The sequence below is a fragment of the Pseudomonas sp. BF-B-26 genome (assembly GCF_019956495.1).
Lineage (GTDB): Bacteria > Pseudomonadota > Gammaproteobacteria > Pseudomonadales > Pseudomonadaceae > Aquipseudomonas.
Map to the genome: position 1 here is coordinate 1 of NZ_JAHBDP010000080.1, position 15,822 is coordinate 15,822.

Annotated in this window: 17 protein-coding genes and 1 pseudogene; 9 read left to right on the plus strand and 9 right to left on the minus strand. The window is 58.4% G+C overall.

Going from position 1 to position 15,822, the window contains the following annotated elements:
• Positions 1–203: 203 nt before the first annotated feature.
• A pseudogene (locus tag KGB03_RS16830) lies at positions 204–396 on the minus strand (transcriptional regulator); the annotation flags it as partial.
• Between the two features lie 41 nt (positions 397–437).
• On the opposite strand from KGB03_RS16830, the gene KGB03_RS31205 reads away from it, so the two are divergent.
• A complete protein-coding gene (locus KGB03_RS31205; RefSeq protein ID WP_317851235.1) occupies positions 438–569 on the plus strand; it encodes a hypothetical protein in 132 nt (43 codons plus the stop codon).
• Positions 570–734: 165 nt separating this feature from the next.
• Here KGB03_RS31205 and KGB03_RS16840 read toward each other — a convergent pair whose 3' ends face one another.
• Positions 735–1,196 (minus strand): anti-virulence regulator CigR family protein, encoded by a 462-nt coding sequence (locus tag KGB03_RS16840; protein WP_192410636.1) that lies wholly within the window; start codon positions 1,194–1,196, stop codon positions 735–737.
• Positions 1,197–1,810: 614 nt separating this feature from the next.
• Between KGB03_RS16840 and KGB03_RS16845 the strand changes: the two genes are divergently transcribed.
• The 3 genes from KGB03_RS16845 (at position 1,811) to KGB03_RS16855 (ending at position 4,032) form a co-directional block, all read left to right on the plus strand.
• A complete protein-coding gene (locus tag KGB03_RS16845) occupies positions 1,811–2,620 on the plus strand; it encodes a glycosyltransferase (RefSeq protein ID WP_218536072.1) in 810 nt (269 codons plus the stop codon).
• Between the two features lie 83 nt (positions 2,621–2,703).
• Positions 2,704–3,507, plus strand: coding sequence for a 2OG-Fe(II) oxygenase (locus KGB03_RS16850; protein WP_218536267.1), 804 nt, complete (start codon positions 2,704–2,706; stop codon positions 3,505–3,507).
• Positions 3,508–3,546: 39 nt separating this feature from the next.
• Positions 3,547–4,032: a GNAT family N-acetyltransferase gene (locus KGB03_RS16855; protein ID WP_223527718.1), complete on the plus strand. Its 486-nt coding sequence runs from the start codon at positions 3,547–3,549 to the stop codon at positions 4,030–4,032.
• Positions 4,033–4,054: 22 nt separating this feature from the next.
• Here KGB03_RS16855 and KGB03_RS16860 read toward each other — a convergent pair whose 3' ends face one another.
• Positions 4,055–4,363, minus strand: coding sequence for a panthothenate synthetase (locus tag KGB03_RS16860; RefSeq protein WP_192410756.1), 309 nt, complete (start codon positions 4,361–4,363; stop codon positions 4,055–4,057).
• Positions 4,364–4,654: 291 nt separating this feature from the next.
• Here KGB03_RS16860 and KGB03_RS16865 point away from each other — a divergent pair, with 291 nt between their 5' ends.
• From KGB03_RS16865 to phnE, 4 genes are read left to right on the plus strand one after another with little or no spacing between them, the layout of a single operon-like run.
• A complete protein-coding gene (locus KGB03_RS16865; RefSeq protein WP_223527720.1) occupies positions 4,655–5,506 on the plus strand; it encodes a putative selenate ABC transporter substrate-binding protein in 852 nt (283 codons plus the stop codon).
• Positions 5,503–6,300 (plus strand): phosphonate ABC transporter ATP-binding protein, encoded by a 798-nt coding sequence (locus KGB03_RS16870; protein WP_223527722.1) that lies wholly within the window; start codon positions 5,503–5,505, stop codon positions 6,298–6,300. The genes KGB03_RS16865 and KGB03_RS16870 overlap by 4 nt, the downstream gene beginning before the upstream one ends.
• A complete protein-coding gene (locus KGB03_RS16875) occupies positions 6,294–7,121 on the plus strand; it encodes a PhnE/PtxC family ABC transporter permease (RefSeq protein ID WP_218536066.1) in 828 nt (275 codons plus the stop codon). Before KGB03_RS16870 ends, KGB03_RS16875 begins: the two co-directional genes overlap by 7 nt.
• The gene (gene phnE, locus KGB03_RS16880; RefSeq protein WP_218536064.1) at positions 7,118–7,885 is read left to right on the plus strand and encodes a phosphonate ABC transporter, permease protein PhnE; all 768 of its coding nucleotides are present in this window, start codon (positions 7,118–7,120) and stop codon (positions 7,883–7,885) included. The genes KGB03_RS16875 and phnE overlap by 4 nt, the downstream gene beginning before the upstream one ends.
• A 3-nt stretch (positions 7,886–7,888) precedes the next feature.
• On the opposite strand, the gene KGB03_RS16885 is transcribed toward phnE, so the two are convergent.
• From KGB03_RS16885 to KGB03_RS16900, 4 genes are read right to left on the minus strand one after another with little or no spacing between them, the layout of a single operon-like run.
• Positions 7,889–9,013 (minus strand): agmatine/peptidylarginine deiminase, encoded by a 1,125-nt coding sequence (locus tag KGB03_RS16885; protein WP_223527724.1) that lies wholly within the window; start codon positions 9,011–9,013, stop codon positions 7,889–7,891.
• A gap of 29 nt (positions 9,014–9,042) precedes the next feature.
• On the minus strand, positions 9,043–10,146 hold the full coding sequence (locus tag KGB03_RS16890) for an extracellular solute-binding protein (protein ID WP_218536061.1): 1,104 nt from the start codon (positions 10,144–10,146) through the stop codon (positions 9,043–9,045).
• 1 nt (position 10,147) lies between these two features.
• Positions 10,148–11,056 (minus strand): N-carbamoylputrescine amidase, encoded by a 909-nt coding sequence (gene aguB / locus KGB03_RS16895; protein WP_008154715.1) that lies wholly within the window; start codon positions 11,054–11,056, stop codon positions 10,148–10,150.
• 4 nt (positions 11,057–11,060) lie between these two features.
• The gene (locus KGB03_RS16900) at positions 11,061–12,113 is read right to left on the minus strand and encodes an agmatine/peptidylarginine deiminase (protein ID WP_223527726.1); all 1,053 of its coding nucleotides are present in this window, start codon (positions 12,111–12,113) and stop codon (positions 11,061–11,063) included.
• 147 nt (positions 12,114–12,260) lie between these two features.
• Here KGB03_RS16900 and KGB03_RS16905 point away from each other — a divergent pair, with 147 nt between their 5' ends.
• The gene (locus tag KGB03_RS16905) at positions 12,261–13,115 is read left to right on the plus strand and encodes a LysR substrate-binding domain-containing protein (protein ID WP_223527728.1); all 855 of its coding nucleotides are present in this window, start codon (positions 12,261–12,263) and stop codon (positions 13,113–13,115) included.
• Between the two features lie 8 nt (positions 13,116–13,123).
• Here KGB03_RS16905 and KGB03_RS16910 read toward each other — a convergent pair whose 3' ends face one another.
• On the minus strand, positions 13,124–14,719 hold the full coding sequence (locus tag KGB03_RS16910) for an MFS transporter (protein ID WP_223527730.1): 1,596 nt from the start codon (positions 14,717–14,719) through the stop codon (positions 13,124–13,126).
• Positions 14,716–15,813: an HlyD family secretion protein gene (locus KGB03_RS16915; protein ID WP_223527732.1), complete on the minus strand. Its 1,098-nt coding sequence runs from the start codon at positions 15,811–15,813 to the stop codon at positions 14,716–14,718. The genes KGB03_RS16910 and KGB03_RS16915 overlap by 4 nt, the downstream gene beginning before the upstream one ends.
• Positions 15,814–15,822 lie beyond the last annotated feature (9 nt).

Genomic DNA, 15,822 nt, shown 5'->3' on the forward strand with positions numbered 1-15,822 from the left:
CCACCATCTTTCGCATAGGCGGAGTTCATGATGGACAGGTCAGCAGGGAGTAATGGGGCGGCTGCCAGCATCAGGGCGCAGGTCATTACAGCAATGAGACTCTTATTTTTTAAAAGCATGATGGCTTCCATAGGGTTGATATCGCGATTGTTATGACGCTTTAAGCCCCAGACAGTTCAAGTCCTGCGACCGACGGATGTAACGCGTTCGGGATCGTCGCGGCACAGGTCTGCCACGCCCTGTTCAACCACGAGCCACCCTGCTTGCTCGCCGGGTCGAGCGGAACTTGAAGTGGATGACCACCGGCCGAGAGGGAAATGTCTCGATGCTCACGAATCGGCGCACGTCCCACATGAGCAGGCCTGCGTCGAGTTCGTCATCGCGAAGGCGACTGCCGCGAAGTGTGCGAGGCCGCCAGAGCTCACGCCGTGACGATTGTGTGCGGCATCAATGAATGCGACCGGCAAAAAGGAGGCGGCACGCTCTACAACAGCGTAGTCGTTATCGGGCCGAACGGCGAAATGCTCAACCGCCACCGCAAGCTGATGAAGCCAATCCCAAGCGCATGATGCATGGATGGATTACCCAAGTTGAAGGATGTCCCCAACGAATTAGGCGGATCGGGCATCAGCATGGATGAATAGCGCCGGTTGCCACCTGTTCGGCGGCAACTCGGCAATTTCATGGGCAGCCGTTTCAGAACAGCCTTCAAATGGGCATATGGATCATGCCCATTAATCAAAAGCACCGTTGAGCACTTCATAGATGAGCCCGGTTGCCAGCGCGACCAATATCAAGTCGGTGCCAACTTGCTGCCATTCATACCCATCATAATGAGGCAGCCTGCCGATCAACCGACCGTCCAGTTTTTTGGCAATCCCGGGGGGAAGCGGCTTGCCTCGCGCGAGGTTCTTTTGGATGCCGGGGGGCAATGCAGGGCCGGGGCTCCAGTAGTCCCGATACCCGCCAATAACCCCAAGAACGCTTGCGTGATTGATGCTTGGGCCATTCTCCCAATCGCCGCCCCCGGAGTTTTTACCTTTGCCTCCCTGGTTGCCATGAACCTGGCTGTTTTGCGGATGCCCCTTGCCGTTTCCCTGGCCCTTTCCATTACCAGGATCGGCCAATGCAGTCACTGAACCGGAAACCAGCGCAAGGCATGTAATAGCTGCAATCAACGAGCGAGATTTGAGCATGAGTCGTTCCTTCAATGGCGGGACATCTCTCTGCAATTTAGACGCTATCGACGATGTGGGTTCCATTTCTTCACATCGACACCCAAGCACTACTGCGCGTCACTTCAGCATTATTTGCCTCTATTTCTGACATTGTTTCCCGTGTTCACCGTCGAACACGGGAGGCGTGATGGCAAACAGCTACTCTCTTCACGGATTCTCATGTAGGCCCCGACGTGCCGGAATAACCTGGTTTTTCCGGCTCAATTACATCGAGTAAAAGTGAATGCCTTTGCCCCCTCGTTTTCTTGCCCACTACCGCAAGGCCGACCGAATCATGCTGGGTGCCAGCAATGGCTGTACTTAGCCAGGCTGCGTGTACGGGAGATAGCTGGCGGGGGAACGTGTAACAAATTAAGTCACGAACGTTTACCTACAGCGCAGATCCTTATACGATGAAGTCCGCATATACTGCTCTCCATCAGGCAGAGTAAACCATGGTTGTATTTGACAAATCGGGCTTAACAAATTGTGTTTTTATGGTCAAGCAAATCTTGTGCAGACACCTTAGCGAAAGCTGTAGGCATGTTCAATTATCCCTACAATAAAATGCAATATCATTGGGCGTCTGAACGATGAATAACACTAACTTTCTGGCTGACGACTCTAAAACTTTCAGCATAGTTATTGTCAATTACAAAACACCAGAAATCACCAAGATATGCTTGGACTTATTGCACCAGCATGTGGCCAGCCACAACATCCCAGTATGGGTAGTTGACAACTACTCCGCCGATGAAAGCACTGAGTATTTACGTACGCTTGACTGGATCAATTTAATCGAACGTTCTGTTTCCGAACCAGAACCCGGGCATGTCGCGCATGGCAAAGCACTTGACCTGGTTTTGGAGCGAGTTGAAACTGATTATTTATTTCTAATGCACACCGATACATTTGTTTTCGATAAAAATGTTTTTCCGATGATGCTGAATAAATGCTTAAAAAACCAAAAAGTCGTAGCCGTCGGCTGTGTTGAGCAATTAAACCGCGGCACCACGAGAACGCTTTGGCGCTTTAGCTCACGCCTGTTCAAACACCATTTCAGGCACCTGAAAATCTCCATGGGATTACGTTCCAAAGAACCAAAACCGTACAGAGAAGTCTACTTGAAAAGTTTCTGTACATTGTGGAACTGCAAACTTATCAAACAGCACAACATGCATTTTTCGATGGATGATCGCGTGCCAGGCTACACCCTCCAGGACCGCATGACAGAACTTGGCTATGTCGTTGAAATGTTATCCCCGCGAAAAATCTTCAGTTATCTGGATCACATCCAGGCCGGCACAGTCGCCGCGGCTGGCGGCTATGAAAAAACTCATAGACGAACCAAAATGTACAACGACATCCTTAAGCGCCTGAAAAAAGAAGACAGCAAAAGTTAAGCGATGAAGAGACACAACGAGCAGTGCGCTGGACGCTGTTTGAAGTCACTCAAACGTCTTTATATCAAGTTATTGGAGCGGTAATGGCACCCAACACTCAAGCACTACCCATGACCCTCTCCCCGGAGCTTGATTTCGACCAGAACGCCGCCAGCGCCTTGGGTTCGTCATTGGCCAGTGGCTATGTTCAGGCGACGCCATTTCCGCACATCGTCATCGATAATTTCCTGGATGAAGCGCTGATTGCAAGTATCTGCTCGCACTTCCCAACTGAACCCACCAACAACGAAATGCTGTATGAGCGCGGCTATAAAGGTCAACTAAAACGTCAAATCAGCCCCAACGAATGCACCCCCTATTTGAAGACTATCTTCAATGCCTTCAACTCAGCCCCCATGCTGCAGTTTCTTGAGAAGCTCACAGGTATTGAAGGCTTGATACCCGACCCCTACTTTACTGGTGGCGGCCTGCATGAAACGAAAAGTGGTGGCTTCCTGGGGGTACACTCGGACTTCAGACTCAACAAAAAGCTTAATGTTGAACGCCGACTGAATATCATCATTTATCTAAATGAAGACTGGCGAGAGGAATACGGCGGCAACCTTGAACTTTGGGATGTCGGGATGAAGACCTGCCTTAAAAAAGTCCTGCCCATTTACAATCGCTGTGTCATTTTCAACACAGACAAAGACAGCAATCATGGGCATCCAGAGCCTTTAACAACTCCAGAGCACATCACCCGTAGGTCCATTGCGCTTTACTACTACACCGCAGGAACCATGGTGATCGATCCTGCACAAAGAAATAAAACCCACTACAAACCAAGGCCCAAAGATCGTTTAAGCCTAAAGTACTACCTGGCTAAACTGATCAAGAAAAAAAACTAGACTACGAAAGCAGCCATTGCGCGCCATTCAGGGAAGATCATGGACATTCGATTGACGGAAGCCAAAGACTGGATGTTTTTGAAGCAAGTCCGTCTCGCTGCGCTGTTGGACACGCCGACAGCGTTTGGTGTGAGTTACCAAGAGGCCGCTCAATACAGTGACGAGCAGTGGAAAGAACGCGCCTCGTCAGCGGCCGGACCGGAATTCTGGCTGGCCATCAAGGACAGCAAACCGGTGGGAATGATCGGTGCCGGGGTCAGTCAAGCGAATCGCTACAACCTGATCGGAATGTGGGTAGAACCCGCTTCACGGGGTTCTGGCGTGGCAGCTCAGCTTGTAGAGGCGGTAAAATCTCGCGCGATCGGCAAAGGGCATGATCGCGTTTTTCTGGATGTCTCCCCGGACAATGCAAGAGCCTCCCACTTCTACCTAAAGCAGGGTTTCTCTTTCATCGACGAATGGGAACCTTTGGCCAGTCATCCGCATATCAGGGTTCAGACCATGCTGTGGACTGTACGGAACTGATTAATCAGACGTGGCTGACCTCTCAGCACGCCCATGTTTGCCCGAGCGTCTCCAGACCGGACTTTTGCAGATCCTGTGGGCTCATCACAATACGGAACTTGCAGGTGGCGTTGAAGTTGAGAAAAAAGGGCTCCGCCAATGCGGGGATGTCGGAGGGGTCTTGTACGTCGACCACAAAAATCCCACCACGCTTGCCATCTTGCTCGGTAAAGTACGCCGCCTCCGGTTTGATGCTGGCCAGGATGCGTTCAACAACCTCGCCCACCTTCCCGGCTTTGACAAGGGTATTGAAGGGTTCATTAGGGCACTCGACCATCAGTAACATCCTCATCATTCAATCCTCTGTTCAACGTGCAACGCTGCAGTGTCATAGAAGAATAGCCAAGGGTGAGCCAGCCCTCCTGCCGGGTTACGAGCGGTTATGAAACATAGCGATTTCGGGCTGCTAAAAGCGCTAAACCACGTATCATCCTGGCCGGATCGACTTCAGGCTTGTCGCACTGACAAGTGGGCCAAAGCGGTCAATTACGCTCCATTTCGTCTACCCTCACAAAGCGCCATGCAGCAACCAGCTTGCGCTTGGCGTATCGACATTTTTGCCTTAATGCACCGGAGAATTTTCATGCTCAACCGTACCCTGGCATTGGCTGTCGGCGTAACGCTGTCTTTTTGCACCCTGTTGGTGCAGGCCGCCGACACCCTGAAAGTCAGTGCTATTCCCGATGAAGCCCCGACCGAACTGCTGCGCAAGTTCAAGCCGCTGGGCGCCTACCTGGAACAACAATTGGGCATGAAGGTCGAGTTCGTTCCCGTGAGCGACTATCCGGCCGTGGTCGAGGCGCTGGCCACCGACCGAATCGATATGGCTTGGCTGGGCGGCTTCACGTTCGTGCAGGCGCGCCTGAAAACCGGCAATGCCATTCCGCTTGTACAGCGCGAACAGGACGCCCAGTTCACCAGCAAATTCATCACCGCCGACCCGGCCGTCAAGTCCCTCGCCGATCTCAAGGGCAAGACCTTCGCCTTCGGCTCGGTATCCTCCACGTCGGGCAGTCTCATGCCGCGCTATTTCATGCTGAAGGACGGCATCAAACCAGAAACCTACTTCAGTCGCGTGGGCTATTCCGGCGCGCATGACGCCACTGTCGCCTGGGTCCAGGCCGGCAAGGTCGACGCCGGGGTATTGAACGCCAGCGTGTGGGAAAAACTGGTCGCTGCCGGCAAGGTCGACACCACCAAGGTCAGAGTGTTTGAGACCACCCCGGCCTACTTCGACTACAACTGGACCGTGCGCGGGACCCTCGACCCGGCACTGGCAGCCAAGATCAAGGCAGCCTTCCTGGCGCTCGATCCGGCGAACCCGAAGGACAAGGAGATTCTGGATCTGCAGGCCGCCAGCCGATTCATCGAAACCAAACCCGAGAACTACAAGGGTATCGAGGAAGCCGCACGCGCTGCCGACCTGCTCAAATGACGTTGCATCTGACCCAGGTCAACCTTACCCACGCCAACGGCGTCCAGGCGTTGCGTGGGGTGGACTTGCACATCGGTGCCAGCGAACAGGTCGCCATCATCGGTCCGTCCGGCGCGGGCAAGTCGAGCCTGCTCAACCTGCTGGCCACCGCCCTGCGACCGGACAACGGTGAGCTGCAGGTGCTCGGCGAGCGCGCCTGGCAGCTGTCTGCCCGTCAGCGTCAGCGTCTTCGCGCGCGCATCGGCCTGATCCATCAAGCGCCCCCGCTGCCACCGCGCCAGCGCGTGGTCACTGCGGTTCTGGCTGGAAAGCTGGGTCAGTGGGGACTGGGCAAAAGCCTGCTGAACTTGCTGCGTCCGGTGGATGTTCCGGGCGCACGTGCGGCGTTGGCCAGGCTGGACCTCAGCGACAAGTTGTTCGCGCATTGTCAGCAACTGTCCGGTGGACAGCTACAGCGCGTGGGCATTGCCCGCGTGTTGTATCAAGCGCCTGAGGTGTTGCTGGCCGATGAGCCGGTATCGGCCATGGACCCCGTGTTGGCCCAGCACACGCTTTCAGTACTCTGTCGCCATGCCCGGCAACACAACGTCACCCTGGTCGCCAGCCTGCATGCAGTGGAGCTGGCCCTGGCGCACTTTTCGCGGATCATCGGCTTGCGTGATGGACAGATCCTGTTCGACCTTGCGGCCAGCGAAGTCGACCGCGAGTTGCTCGATAAGCTTTACGCCAACGAGCAGCTGCAATCCCCACCGATTACTCCGGCGCCCTTGAGTGTGCAGATCCCCCGATGCTGACCCGTGATACCCGAGATCCGGCCACCCGGCCCCGCCTGCTGCTCACCTTGCTGGCCCTTGCTTTGCTGTGGCCAGGCATCCACTTCAGCGAGCTGGACCTCAGTGTGCTGGTGGCGAGTGACAGCCAGAGCGAGATGGGCCGGTTTGTCTCAGCCTTCTGGCCACCGGCCCATGGCGAGGAATTCATTGAGCTGTTAGTGCAAGCCACCTTGCAGACCCTGGCCATCGCCACGGCCGGCATGGCCCTGGCGTTGCTGTTGGCCATCCCCGCCAGCCTGCTGGCCAGTCGGGCTCTGTCGTTGTCTGCTGCCTCCCGCGCCGGCCACCCGAGTTATTGGGGCCAACTGCTGCGGTGGCCGGTCCGCGGTTTACTGATCTTCCTGCGCAGCGTGCCGGAAATCGTCTGGGCGCTTTTGTTCGTGCGCGCCGTCGGCCTCGGCCCGACGGCCGGGGTGCTGGCCATTGCCATTACCTACAGCGGCATGTTGGGCAAGGTCTACGCGGAAATTTTCGAGTCGATCGACCAGCGTCCGGCTCACGCATTGCTGCAGGCTGGCAGCGGTCGGCTCGCCGCCTTTTTCTACGGGATCCTGCCCAATGTCGCTGCCGAGCTGCTGTCGTACACGGTGTACCGCTGGGAATGCGCAATCCGCGCCTCGGTGGTGATGGGCTTCGTCGGTGCCGGCGGTCTGGGCCAGCAAATGGATTTGTCGTTGCGCATGTTCGCCGGCGGTGAAGTAGCCAGTTTGTTACTGACGTTTCTCGTACTGGTACTGCTCGCCGATCAACTCAGCCGTCTGCTGCGCTGGAGGCTGGCATGAATCGCCTGATCAACCTGGTGCTGCTCCTGTGTATTGGCGCAGCGGTGGTCGCCTCATTCATCTATTTGGGCATCGACCTCGGCGAGCTCGGTGGCAGCAGTAACCTGAAGCAGATGGGCGCTTATGCGCAGCGTTTTCTCAGCCCGGACCTGAGCGCGAGCCATCTGCAAGCCATCGGCCACGGTGCCTTGGAAACCATCGCCATGTCCGCCCTTGGCACCCTGCTTGCGGCGGTATTCGGTCTGCTGTTGGCATTGCCCGCGGCCGGGCGCTTCGGCTGGCCTCTGCAAAGCGCGTCGCGCCTTGTGCTCAACGCCTTGCGTGCGGTTCCGGAACTGGTGTGGGCTGCGCTGATGGTCCTGGCCGCCGGGTTAGGCCCCAATGCCGGCACCCTGGCCCTGGCCTTGCACACCACCGGCGTACTCGGTCGGCTGTTCGCCGAAGCGCTGGAAAACACCCCACCCGAACCGGCCGAAGCCATCCGCCTACAGGGCGGCAATGCCGTATCGGCGTTCTGCTACGGATCACTGCCCAACCTGTTGCCACAACTATTGGCCTACATCCTGTACCGCTGGGAAAACAATATCCGCATGGCCAGTGTGCTCGGCTTCGTCGGCGCCGGTGGTTTGGGGCAAATGCTCTATGTCAGCCTCAGCCTGTTCCAGGAAGCTCAAGCCAGCACGGTCATTCTGGCGATGTTGTTGCTGGTATTAGCCGTCGACACCTTGAGCAGCTGGAGCCGTCAACGCTGGGTCAAGGCCTGACGGCTATGCCAACGATTGGTGACTGGTCACACAGTGGATACCGCCGCCACCGGCAGAGATCGCGTCGATGTTGAGCTGCACTACTTCACGGTCCGGGTAGAGTTCGGACAGCAAATCAAAGGCGTTGGAGTCTGCCGCCCTGTCACCAAACTCGGGCGCAATGACCGCCCCGTTGATCACGAAATAGTTGATGTAGCCAGCGGCAAAGTCCGGGTTGTTGCGGCTGAACTTGCTCTTTCGTGGGTTGAGCGGTGGCGACACGGAATGCACCTGCAGCTTGTGGCCATCGGCATCCGTGGCATTGTTGAGAATGTCCAAATGGGCACGCGTGACGCTGTAATCGTATGACTGGGGGTCGTTGTCGAGGTTGGCGATCACCACGCCTGGCTTGACGAAACGGGCGTAGAAATCGACGTGGGCATCTGTGATGTCCTTACCTTTGATCCCCGGCAGCCAGATGATCTTGCGCAAACCCAAGCGCGCTTTCAGCTCTTGCTCGATCTCGGCCTTGCTCCAATCGGGGTTGCGGTTGGCATTGATCCAGCTGCTTTCGGTCATGATCCCCGTGCCGTGACCATCCACTTCGATACCACCGCCCTCGCCCACCAACTCGCTGCGGATATGACGGGCTTCAACAGTGCTCGCAACCAAAGCGGCCAGTTGCGCATCCTCGCCGTGCTGCTGTTTGTTGCCCCAGCCGTTGAAGTTGAAATCCACGGCGCCGAGCCCGCCTTGCCCATCAATGACGAAGTTGGCGCCGGTATCGCGCATCCAGATGTCGTCGAGTTCGCTGGCGACGTAGGTGATGTTTTCCGTGCCGCAGTGTTCTTCGGCCAGCCCCCGTTCACGCTCACGACAGAACACGGTCACCGGTTCATATCGCGCGAGAGTGCGAGCGATCAGGCCAATGGCGGCTTGTACGTCGGGGGTGAAATCCTCCCAGATCGCTTCCTGTGCGCCAAAGGCGATGAAAGCCCGCTGATGCTTATCGCCCTCATCCGGCATACGCCAACTGCCGGGGGTAGCCGCTTGCACGCACAGCGGTGTCAGGCCAAGCCCGATAGACGCTGCCGCGCCCAAACCGGCGACGACCGATACCTGTTTGATGAACTCACGACGCGTCGACATCTGTTGATCCCTGGAATGTGTGCCTGAAGTCATTTTGCGGTGGCCGTCTTGAACTTGGTCCAGGTGCGCATGCGCGCCCGCATATCGGGCTGAGGAATGTCCTTGCCCGGAATCAACCGTGCGTAAGTGGCCTCATCGAGGTAAATATCCGGGTTGTTGCGCATGGTCTCATCGACGCTCGCACGTGCCTTGGCATTGGAGGTGGGGTAGCCGGTGAAGTTACTGATGGCGGCCATGTTGTCCGGGCGCATGACGAAGTTGATGAATGCATAGGCGTACTCCGGATGTCTGGCGTCGACCGGAATCGCCATGGTGTCCATCCACACCGTGGTGCCTTCACGGGGGATGCGGTACTGGAACATGGCGTGCTTGCCGGCGGAATCCGCCGTCCGTTGCGCCTGTGTCATGTCGCCGCTGTAACCGAGCGACAGGCACAGGTTGCCGTTCACCAGATCGGTGACCGGCTGCGACTGGAACTTGCGGATATACGGACGAAGTTTCAGCAGCAGATCACTCGCTGCGGCCAGGTCTTCGGGTTTGGCGCTGCGTGGCTCGCGGCCCAGGTAGTTGAGCACCACCGCCAGCACTTCGTCCGGCGAATCGATCATTGAAATGCCGCAGTCGGCAAATTTGCCAGCCAGTTCCGGTTTGAACAACATGTCGAGACTGTTGACCGGAGCATCCGGCACACGCTGTTTGACCTGCTCGGCATTGTAGGTCAGGCCGATGGTGCCCCAGGTGTAAGGGACGGTGGCCTGGCGCGAATACTCGTAGTGCGTTCGCAGCTTCTGCAAGCCGGGTTCGATGTCATCCAGGGCCGTGAGTTTTGAATGATCCAGCGGTTGCAGGCTGCCGGCGCGCATCAAGCGTTCGGCAACGGTGTCGCCCGGGAAGATCAGGTCATAACCGCTGCCCCCAGCGAGCATTTTGGCTTCCAGCGTTTCACTGCCATCCATGACGTCGTAGATCACTTTGATCCCGGTTTCGGCGGTGAATTTGGCCAGCGTGTCCTCGGCAAAATAGTCGGCCCAGTTGTACAGCCTGAGGGTTTTTTCTTCCGCATGCAGCGCCGGCAAGGCACAGCCCAGCGCCAGGCCCAAGGTGCCGCTCAACAGCTTTTTGATCGTGTGCATATCAAACCTCTTGAGTCTTCCAGCGTGCGTGGGTGTGGCGACCGTCCTGAGTCAACAGCGCGCCGTACATGTCCGGACGGCGATCGCGGTAAATGCCCCAGCTCAAGCGCTCTTCGCGCATGGCGGCGAGGTCCAGGCTTTGCACCAGCACGCCGGTGCTGTCGCGGTCGGCTTCGGCGAGCAACTTGCCCTTGTGATTGCAGATAAACGACGAGCCGTAGAAGCTCATCTGCAAGGTCGGATCGGTGGTCGCCGCCTCTCGGCCGACGCGATTGGCCGCCACCACCGGCAGCAGGTTGGCGGCGGCGTGGCCGCGCATGGTCATCTGCCAGTGATCACGGGAATCCAGCGTCGCGCAGCCAGGCTCAGAACCGATGGCGGTGGGAAACAGCAAGACTTCAGCGCCCATCAACGCCAGGCAGCGCGCGGTCTCGGGGAACCACTGATCCCAGCAGATCCCCACCCCCAGGCGCCCGAACGCCGTGTCCCAGACCCGAAAACCGGTATCGCCGGGGCTGAAGTATTCCTTCTCCTGATAGCCGATGGCGTTGGGAATGTGGGTCTTGCGATACACGCCCAGCAAGCGCCCGTCGGCATCGGCCACGCTCAATGAATTGAAGTAAGCATTACCGGCCTTCTCGAACCAGCTCAGCGGCAGCACGACCCCCAACTCTTTGGCCAATGCGGCAAAGCGCTTGAGCACAGGGCTGTATCGATATTCTTCAGCCAGCTCCAGGTGCTTGTGGCTTTGCTCGATGCAGAAATACGGCGTGGCAAACAGCTCCTGCAACAGGATGACCTGGGCGCCTTTGGCCGCGGCCTCGCGCACCAATTGCTCGGCCTGATCGAGGTTTTCTTTCAAGTCCCAGGTGCAAGGCATCTGGGTGGTGGCGATGGTCAGAAGCGTCATGGCATCAACCCTCCACCGGCCAGGCGGGCTGCTGCTGGGTGATGCAATGCACACCGCCACCGCCATGGGCCAGGTGATTGATCCGCACCGGCACCACTTCGCGCCCGGGGAACGCCTGAGCCAACACTTCGGCCGCAACGTTGTCGGCATCAATGCCGTAGGCCGGCATGATGATGGCGCCGTTGGCGATGTAGAAATTGGTGTAGGAGGCGCAGAACACTTCAGCTTCGGTGTCCACGGCATCGCTGGCTTCATACAAGTCGATCAGCTCGAACTTCCGACCTTGCGCATCGGTGGCCAGCTCCAGGGCACGACGGTTTTCCCGGGCCACTTCGGCATACACCGAGTGCTGGTCGTGGGTGGCGTCCACCAGCAACACGCCAGGGTGGGCGAATGCGCACACGCCATCGACATGGCCGTCAGTCATGTCGCCGGTCACGTAGTCCGGATCGCCGGGCAGCCAGATCGTTTTTTTCACACCCAGCAGACGCGTGAAGATTTCCTCCATCTCCGCCTTGTTCATGCCCGGGTTGCGATTGGGGTTGAGCAACACCGACTCGGTGGTGATCAACGTGCCCTCGCCGTCCACATGGATGGCCCCGCCTTCATTGCTCAGTGCGGTACCAAAACACGCCACACCCAAATGATTGAGTGCGCGACGAGCCAGGCTTTCGTCCAGATCATGAGCCGACTTGCCGCCCCACGCATTGAAGCGCCAGCTCACCCCGGCCAGGCCTTGTTGCGGATGGCAGACGAAGCTCGGACCGGAATCCCGGCACCAGCTGTCGTTCACCGCCAGCTCGATCAATTCGATGTTCGGCCCGCATAACGCTTTGGCACTGGCGACAGCAGAAGGGTCGACGACCAGTTTTACCGGTTCGAAACGGGCGATGGCGTTGGCGACGCGAGCGAAGTCCTCTTGCACTTGCGGCAATGTCACGCCCCAGCCGGACTCCCAGAGTGCCGTGTTGTGTGGCCAGACCATCCAGGTGGCGGCGTGCCTGACCCACTCGGCCGGCATCATCCAACCGCTGTTTCGAATTTCATTCTGCTGCATGACATGCTGCATGATAAAAAGCCCTTTTAGTTAAGCCATTGTGTTCAACAAAACTGCTTGGGTGTTCCTGGCATGCATGCTACGGCCGTAAAATCAGGCAAACAAACGATGGATTTAGCGGACAAATGATTAGAGGAACTTATCAATATGCTCAAACACTGGCCGCCACTCAGCACCCTTCGCGGCTTTGAAGCCGCTGCCCGGCTGGGCAGTTTCCACAAGGCGGCCGCCGAATTGCACCTCACCCAATCGGCGATCAGTCAGCAGATCCGCAGCCTTGAGGCGTACCTCGAACAACCCTTGTTCTTTCGCAATGGACGCAGCGTCAGCCTGACCGATGCCGGGCACGACCTGCTCAGCACCACCCAGGCGTTGCTGCAACAACTGGCCGTCGGCATTCGCCGCTTGGGGCAGTACCAGAAACCCAATCAACTGGTGCTCAACACCACCCCGGCGTTCGCCCGTCACTGGTTGCTGCCACGCTTGGGGGATTTTCGCCGCGAGCACCCGGACGTTGATCTGTGGATTTTCAGTACCGATGAAGTCCCGGACATGACCACCCAAACCATCGACCTCGCCGTGCGCGATGACATCAGTTCCCAGGCCGAGTGCAGCTTCAAGGTGCTGCACGCCGACCGCCTCTACCCGGCGTGTCACCCGAGCCTGTTGGCATTGCCACAGGAACAGCGCACCACCCTGCATGGCGAGCGGGAAATGGATTGGAGTCACTGGGCGGTGGAGGCTGGCATCGATGTCGGCCAGAAAGATCAGGGGCTGAATTTCTCCGAGCCCGGCCTGCTGCTGGACGCCGCGTGCGCGGGGCTCGGTATCGCCCTGGTCAGCCAGTTATTGAGTCGGCAGGCGCGTACCCAAGGATTGTTGCAACCCTTGGTGGAGCAAACCATTCGCGGCCCGAACTGGGCCATGCTGACCCATCGTGACAGTGAGAATAATGCGCTGGCACGAATCTTCAGCGAGTGGCTGCTGGGTAACCTGGACTGAGTGAAACCTCACGCTACGGTTCGCGCTGCGGGTACTTTCGCGTATTTCGAGAGACCGATCTTGATGCCAACCAGGATGGGCGCGGCGACTACAAAAAGCAGGGCAACAGCGATGAACGCGGTGTCGAAGGCAATCACAGTCGCCTGACCTGACACGACCCGGCCCAGGAGGCTCACCGCTGCCCGACCGGCGGCCGCTGCATCCATCCCTTTCACCGACAGCATGGCTGTCGTGGTCGTCAGCCGTTCGATGACCGCAGTTCCTCCCAGGGGAACGTTGGCGCCGAGGACCACGTCATTGGCGAAGACGTTATGGTCGATCAATGTCTGGAGTCCTGCGACGCCCATCAGACCACCCAACTGGCGCCCCGTATTGAACAGGCCAATACCGAAGGCAAGATTTCGGCTGTTGAGGTCACTGAAAGCGATCAGCGTGATCGATAGAAACAGGAAGCCAAGGCCCAGACCGCGCAGCAGGATGGCGGCCATCATGTCGTCCGTGCCGCTTTCGCTGGTCGAACCGGACAGCATCCACATCGCACCCATGATCATCAGGATTCCAAAGGGCACTGTGGCGACCGGCGGAACGCGGCGGACCTGCATGAGATAAGCCGATATGAGCAGCCCGCCGATAAAAAACCCGCCACTGGGCAACAGGAGCAGGCCAGCGTCGGTAGGCGTGAACGCGAGGACCGACAGGGCAAACGCCGGGATCAAAAATGCGCTGCCGAACAAGGCGGCGCCGGCAACAAAACTGACGATAAAGGCGAAGCAAAAATCGCTCGATTTGAACAGGGTGAAGTCGAACAGACCTTGGCCTTTGGCCAACACTTGATGGCCGAAAAAACCCAGTAGCGCAGCTGTGCCGATCACGCTCAGCCAGAGGATGCGTGGCTCTTCGAGCCAGTCCCATCGGCTGCCTTGGCTGAGAACGTAAGTGAAGCAGAACAGCGTGGCAGCGATCAGCGCGAAGCCGACCCAGTCAAATGGACGGTGCCGGACCTTGGCTGGCATCGGGCCGTCTGCGATCAGCAGAAATCCGCTCGCCGCCAAAGCCACCGGAACAACGCTGAAGAAAATCCACGTCCAGGACTGGCTATCGATCAACCACCCTTGAAGGGCCGGGGCGAGCGTCGCGGACGCGACAACGGCGCCCATGGCAAACAGAGCTTGAAGGATGGGTTGGCGAGATCGCGCAAAGGCGCGAAATATGATCGCCTGCCCCCCGACCAGCAGGGTGCCGCCAGCGAAGCCCTGAACAACTCGAAGCGCGATCAGCAGGTCCAGCCGTGCCGTGATGGCGGCAATGCCGCATGCCATGCCCATGGCCAGGGTTGAGCCGATGATCACATGACGTGGATTAAAACGCTTCAGCAGCCAAGGCGCGGTCATGAACCCGATCAGCTTGAGCGCGGTGTAGCCGATATCCAGCCAGGCGAATTCATCAGGCGTTGCATAGGTGTCGCCGATGATGTCGCTACGTCCGAGTGACAGAACGGTGCTGGCGATCGCCTCCGTCAGCGTGGCAAGCACGATGCCGATCATGAGCAATACACCGGTCATAACGCTGGTGTTGCACCGCGTAGCGCTGGCATCCGCGTTCATGATCCCTCCCCGTGCGCAACTTCGACGCGGGCGGACAGGCCCGGCACGATGCGGCCCGGCAACGGGTTGTGGACAAGCCGGATCTTCACCGGAACGCGCTGCACGACACGCACAAAGTTGCCGGTCGCGTTGTCGGTGGGGAGCAGACTGAACGCCGACCCGCTACCCGGTGCAAAGCTGTCGACCACGCCTTCCAGTGCCCCGCTGGGGTAGCCGTCGACCGTGATGCGCACGCGCTGACCGGGGCGGATTTGTTCGAGCTGGGTTTCCTTGAAATTCGCCACGACCCATACGTCGTTGACCGGCACGATATCGAGCAAGGCAACGCCTGCCGTAACGAAACGGCCGATGCGAACCTGACGGTTACCGACCACGCCATCAACCGGCGCGCGTACCACGGTGCTGTCAAGATCGATCTGGGCGAGATCGCGTGCGGCCTGCGCCTGCGTCACCGCAGCAACGGCAGCTTCGCGCTCCGCCACGAAGACGGCGATGCGTTGCTGTTGCGCCTCGACCGTTGCGGAAGCGCCGGATACCGTCGCCTCGGCCCTCAATCGCGCCGCATCGCTTTCATCGACGAGGGCTTGGCTGACCGCGTTGCTGAGAATCAGTTTGCGGCTGCGATCATTGGTTTTGTTCGCCAGATTCATCTCGGCCACGCCCGAGCGTTTCTGGGCTTCGGCCTGGCGAATCAGGGCACGCTGAAGCTGGGTTTCTGCATCGACATGGGTCAGGCGCGCCTGGGCAGCACTGACGTTGGCCACGGCTTGCGCCAGCCGTGCGCGATAGTCTCGATCATCGATACGGAACAGGACGTCACCGGCCCGGACGGTTTGGTTGTCCTCGACCTCGACCGCAGTGACATAACCGGCAACCTTTGCCGCGAGCGAGGTGACATCGCCGCGCACATAAGCGTTATCGGTGGAGGTCGCACCGCTCGAAAGCACTATGGCCCATCCGCCAGCCAGGACCACCACGGCACCGATGCACAGCAGGATGCCGATCTTCTTTCTCTTGCCTTGTCGTGCCACCACGACAGGGGGCTCGGCACTTGCGCCGGTGGCAATGGCGGCCTTGTCCTGAAGCGCGTTCATGTTGTCTTT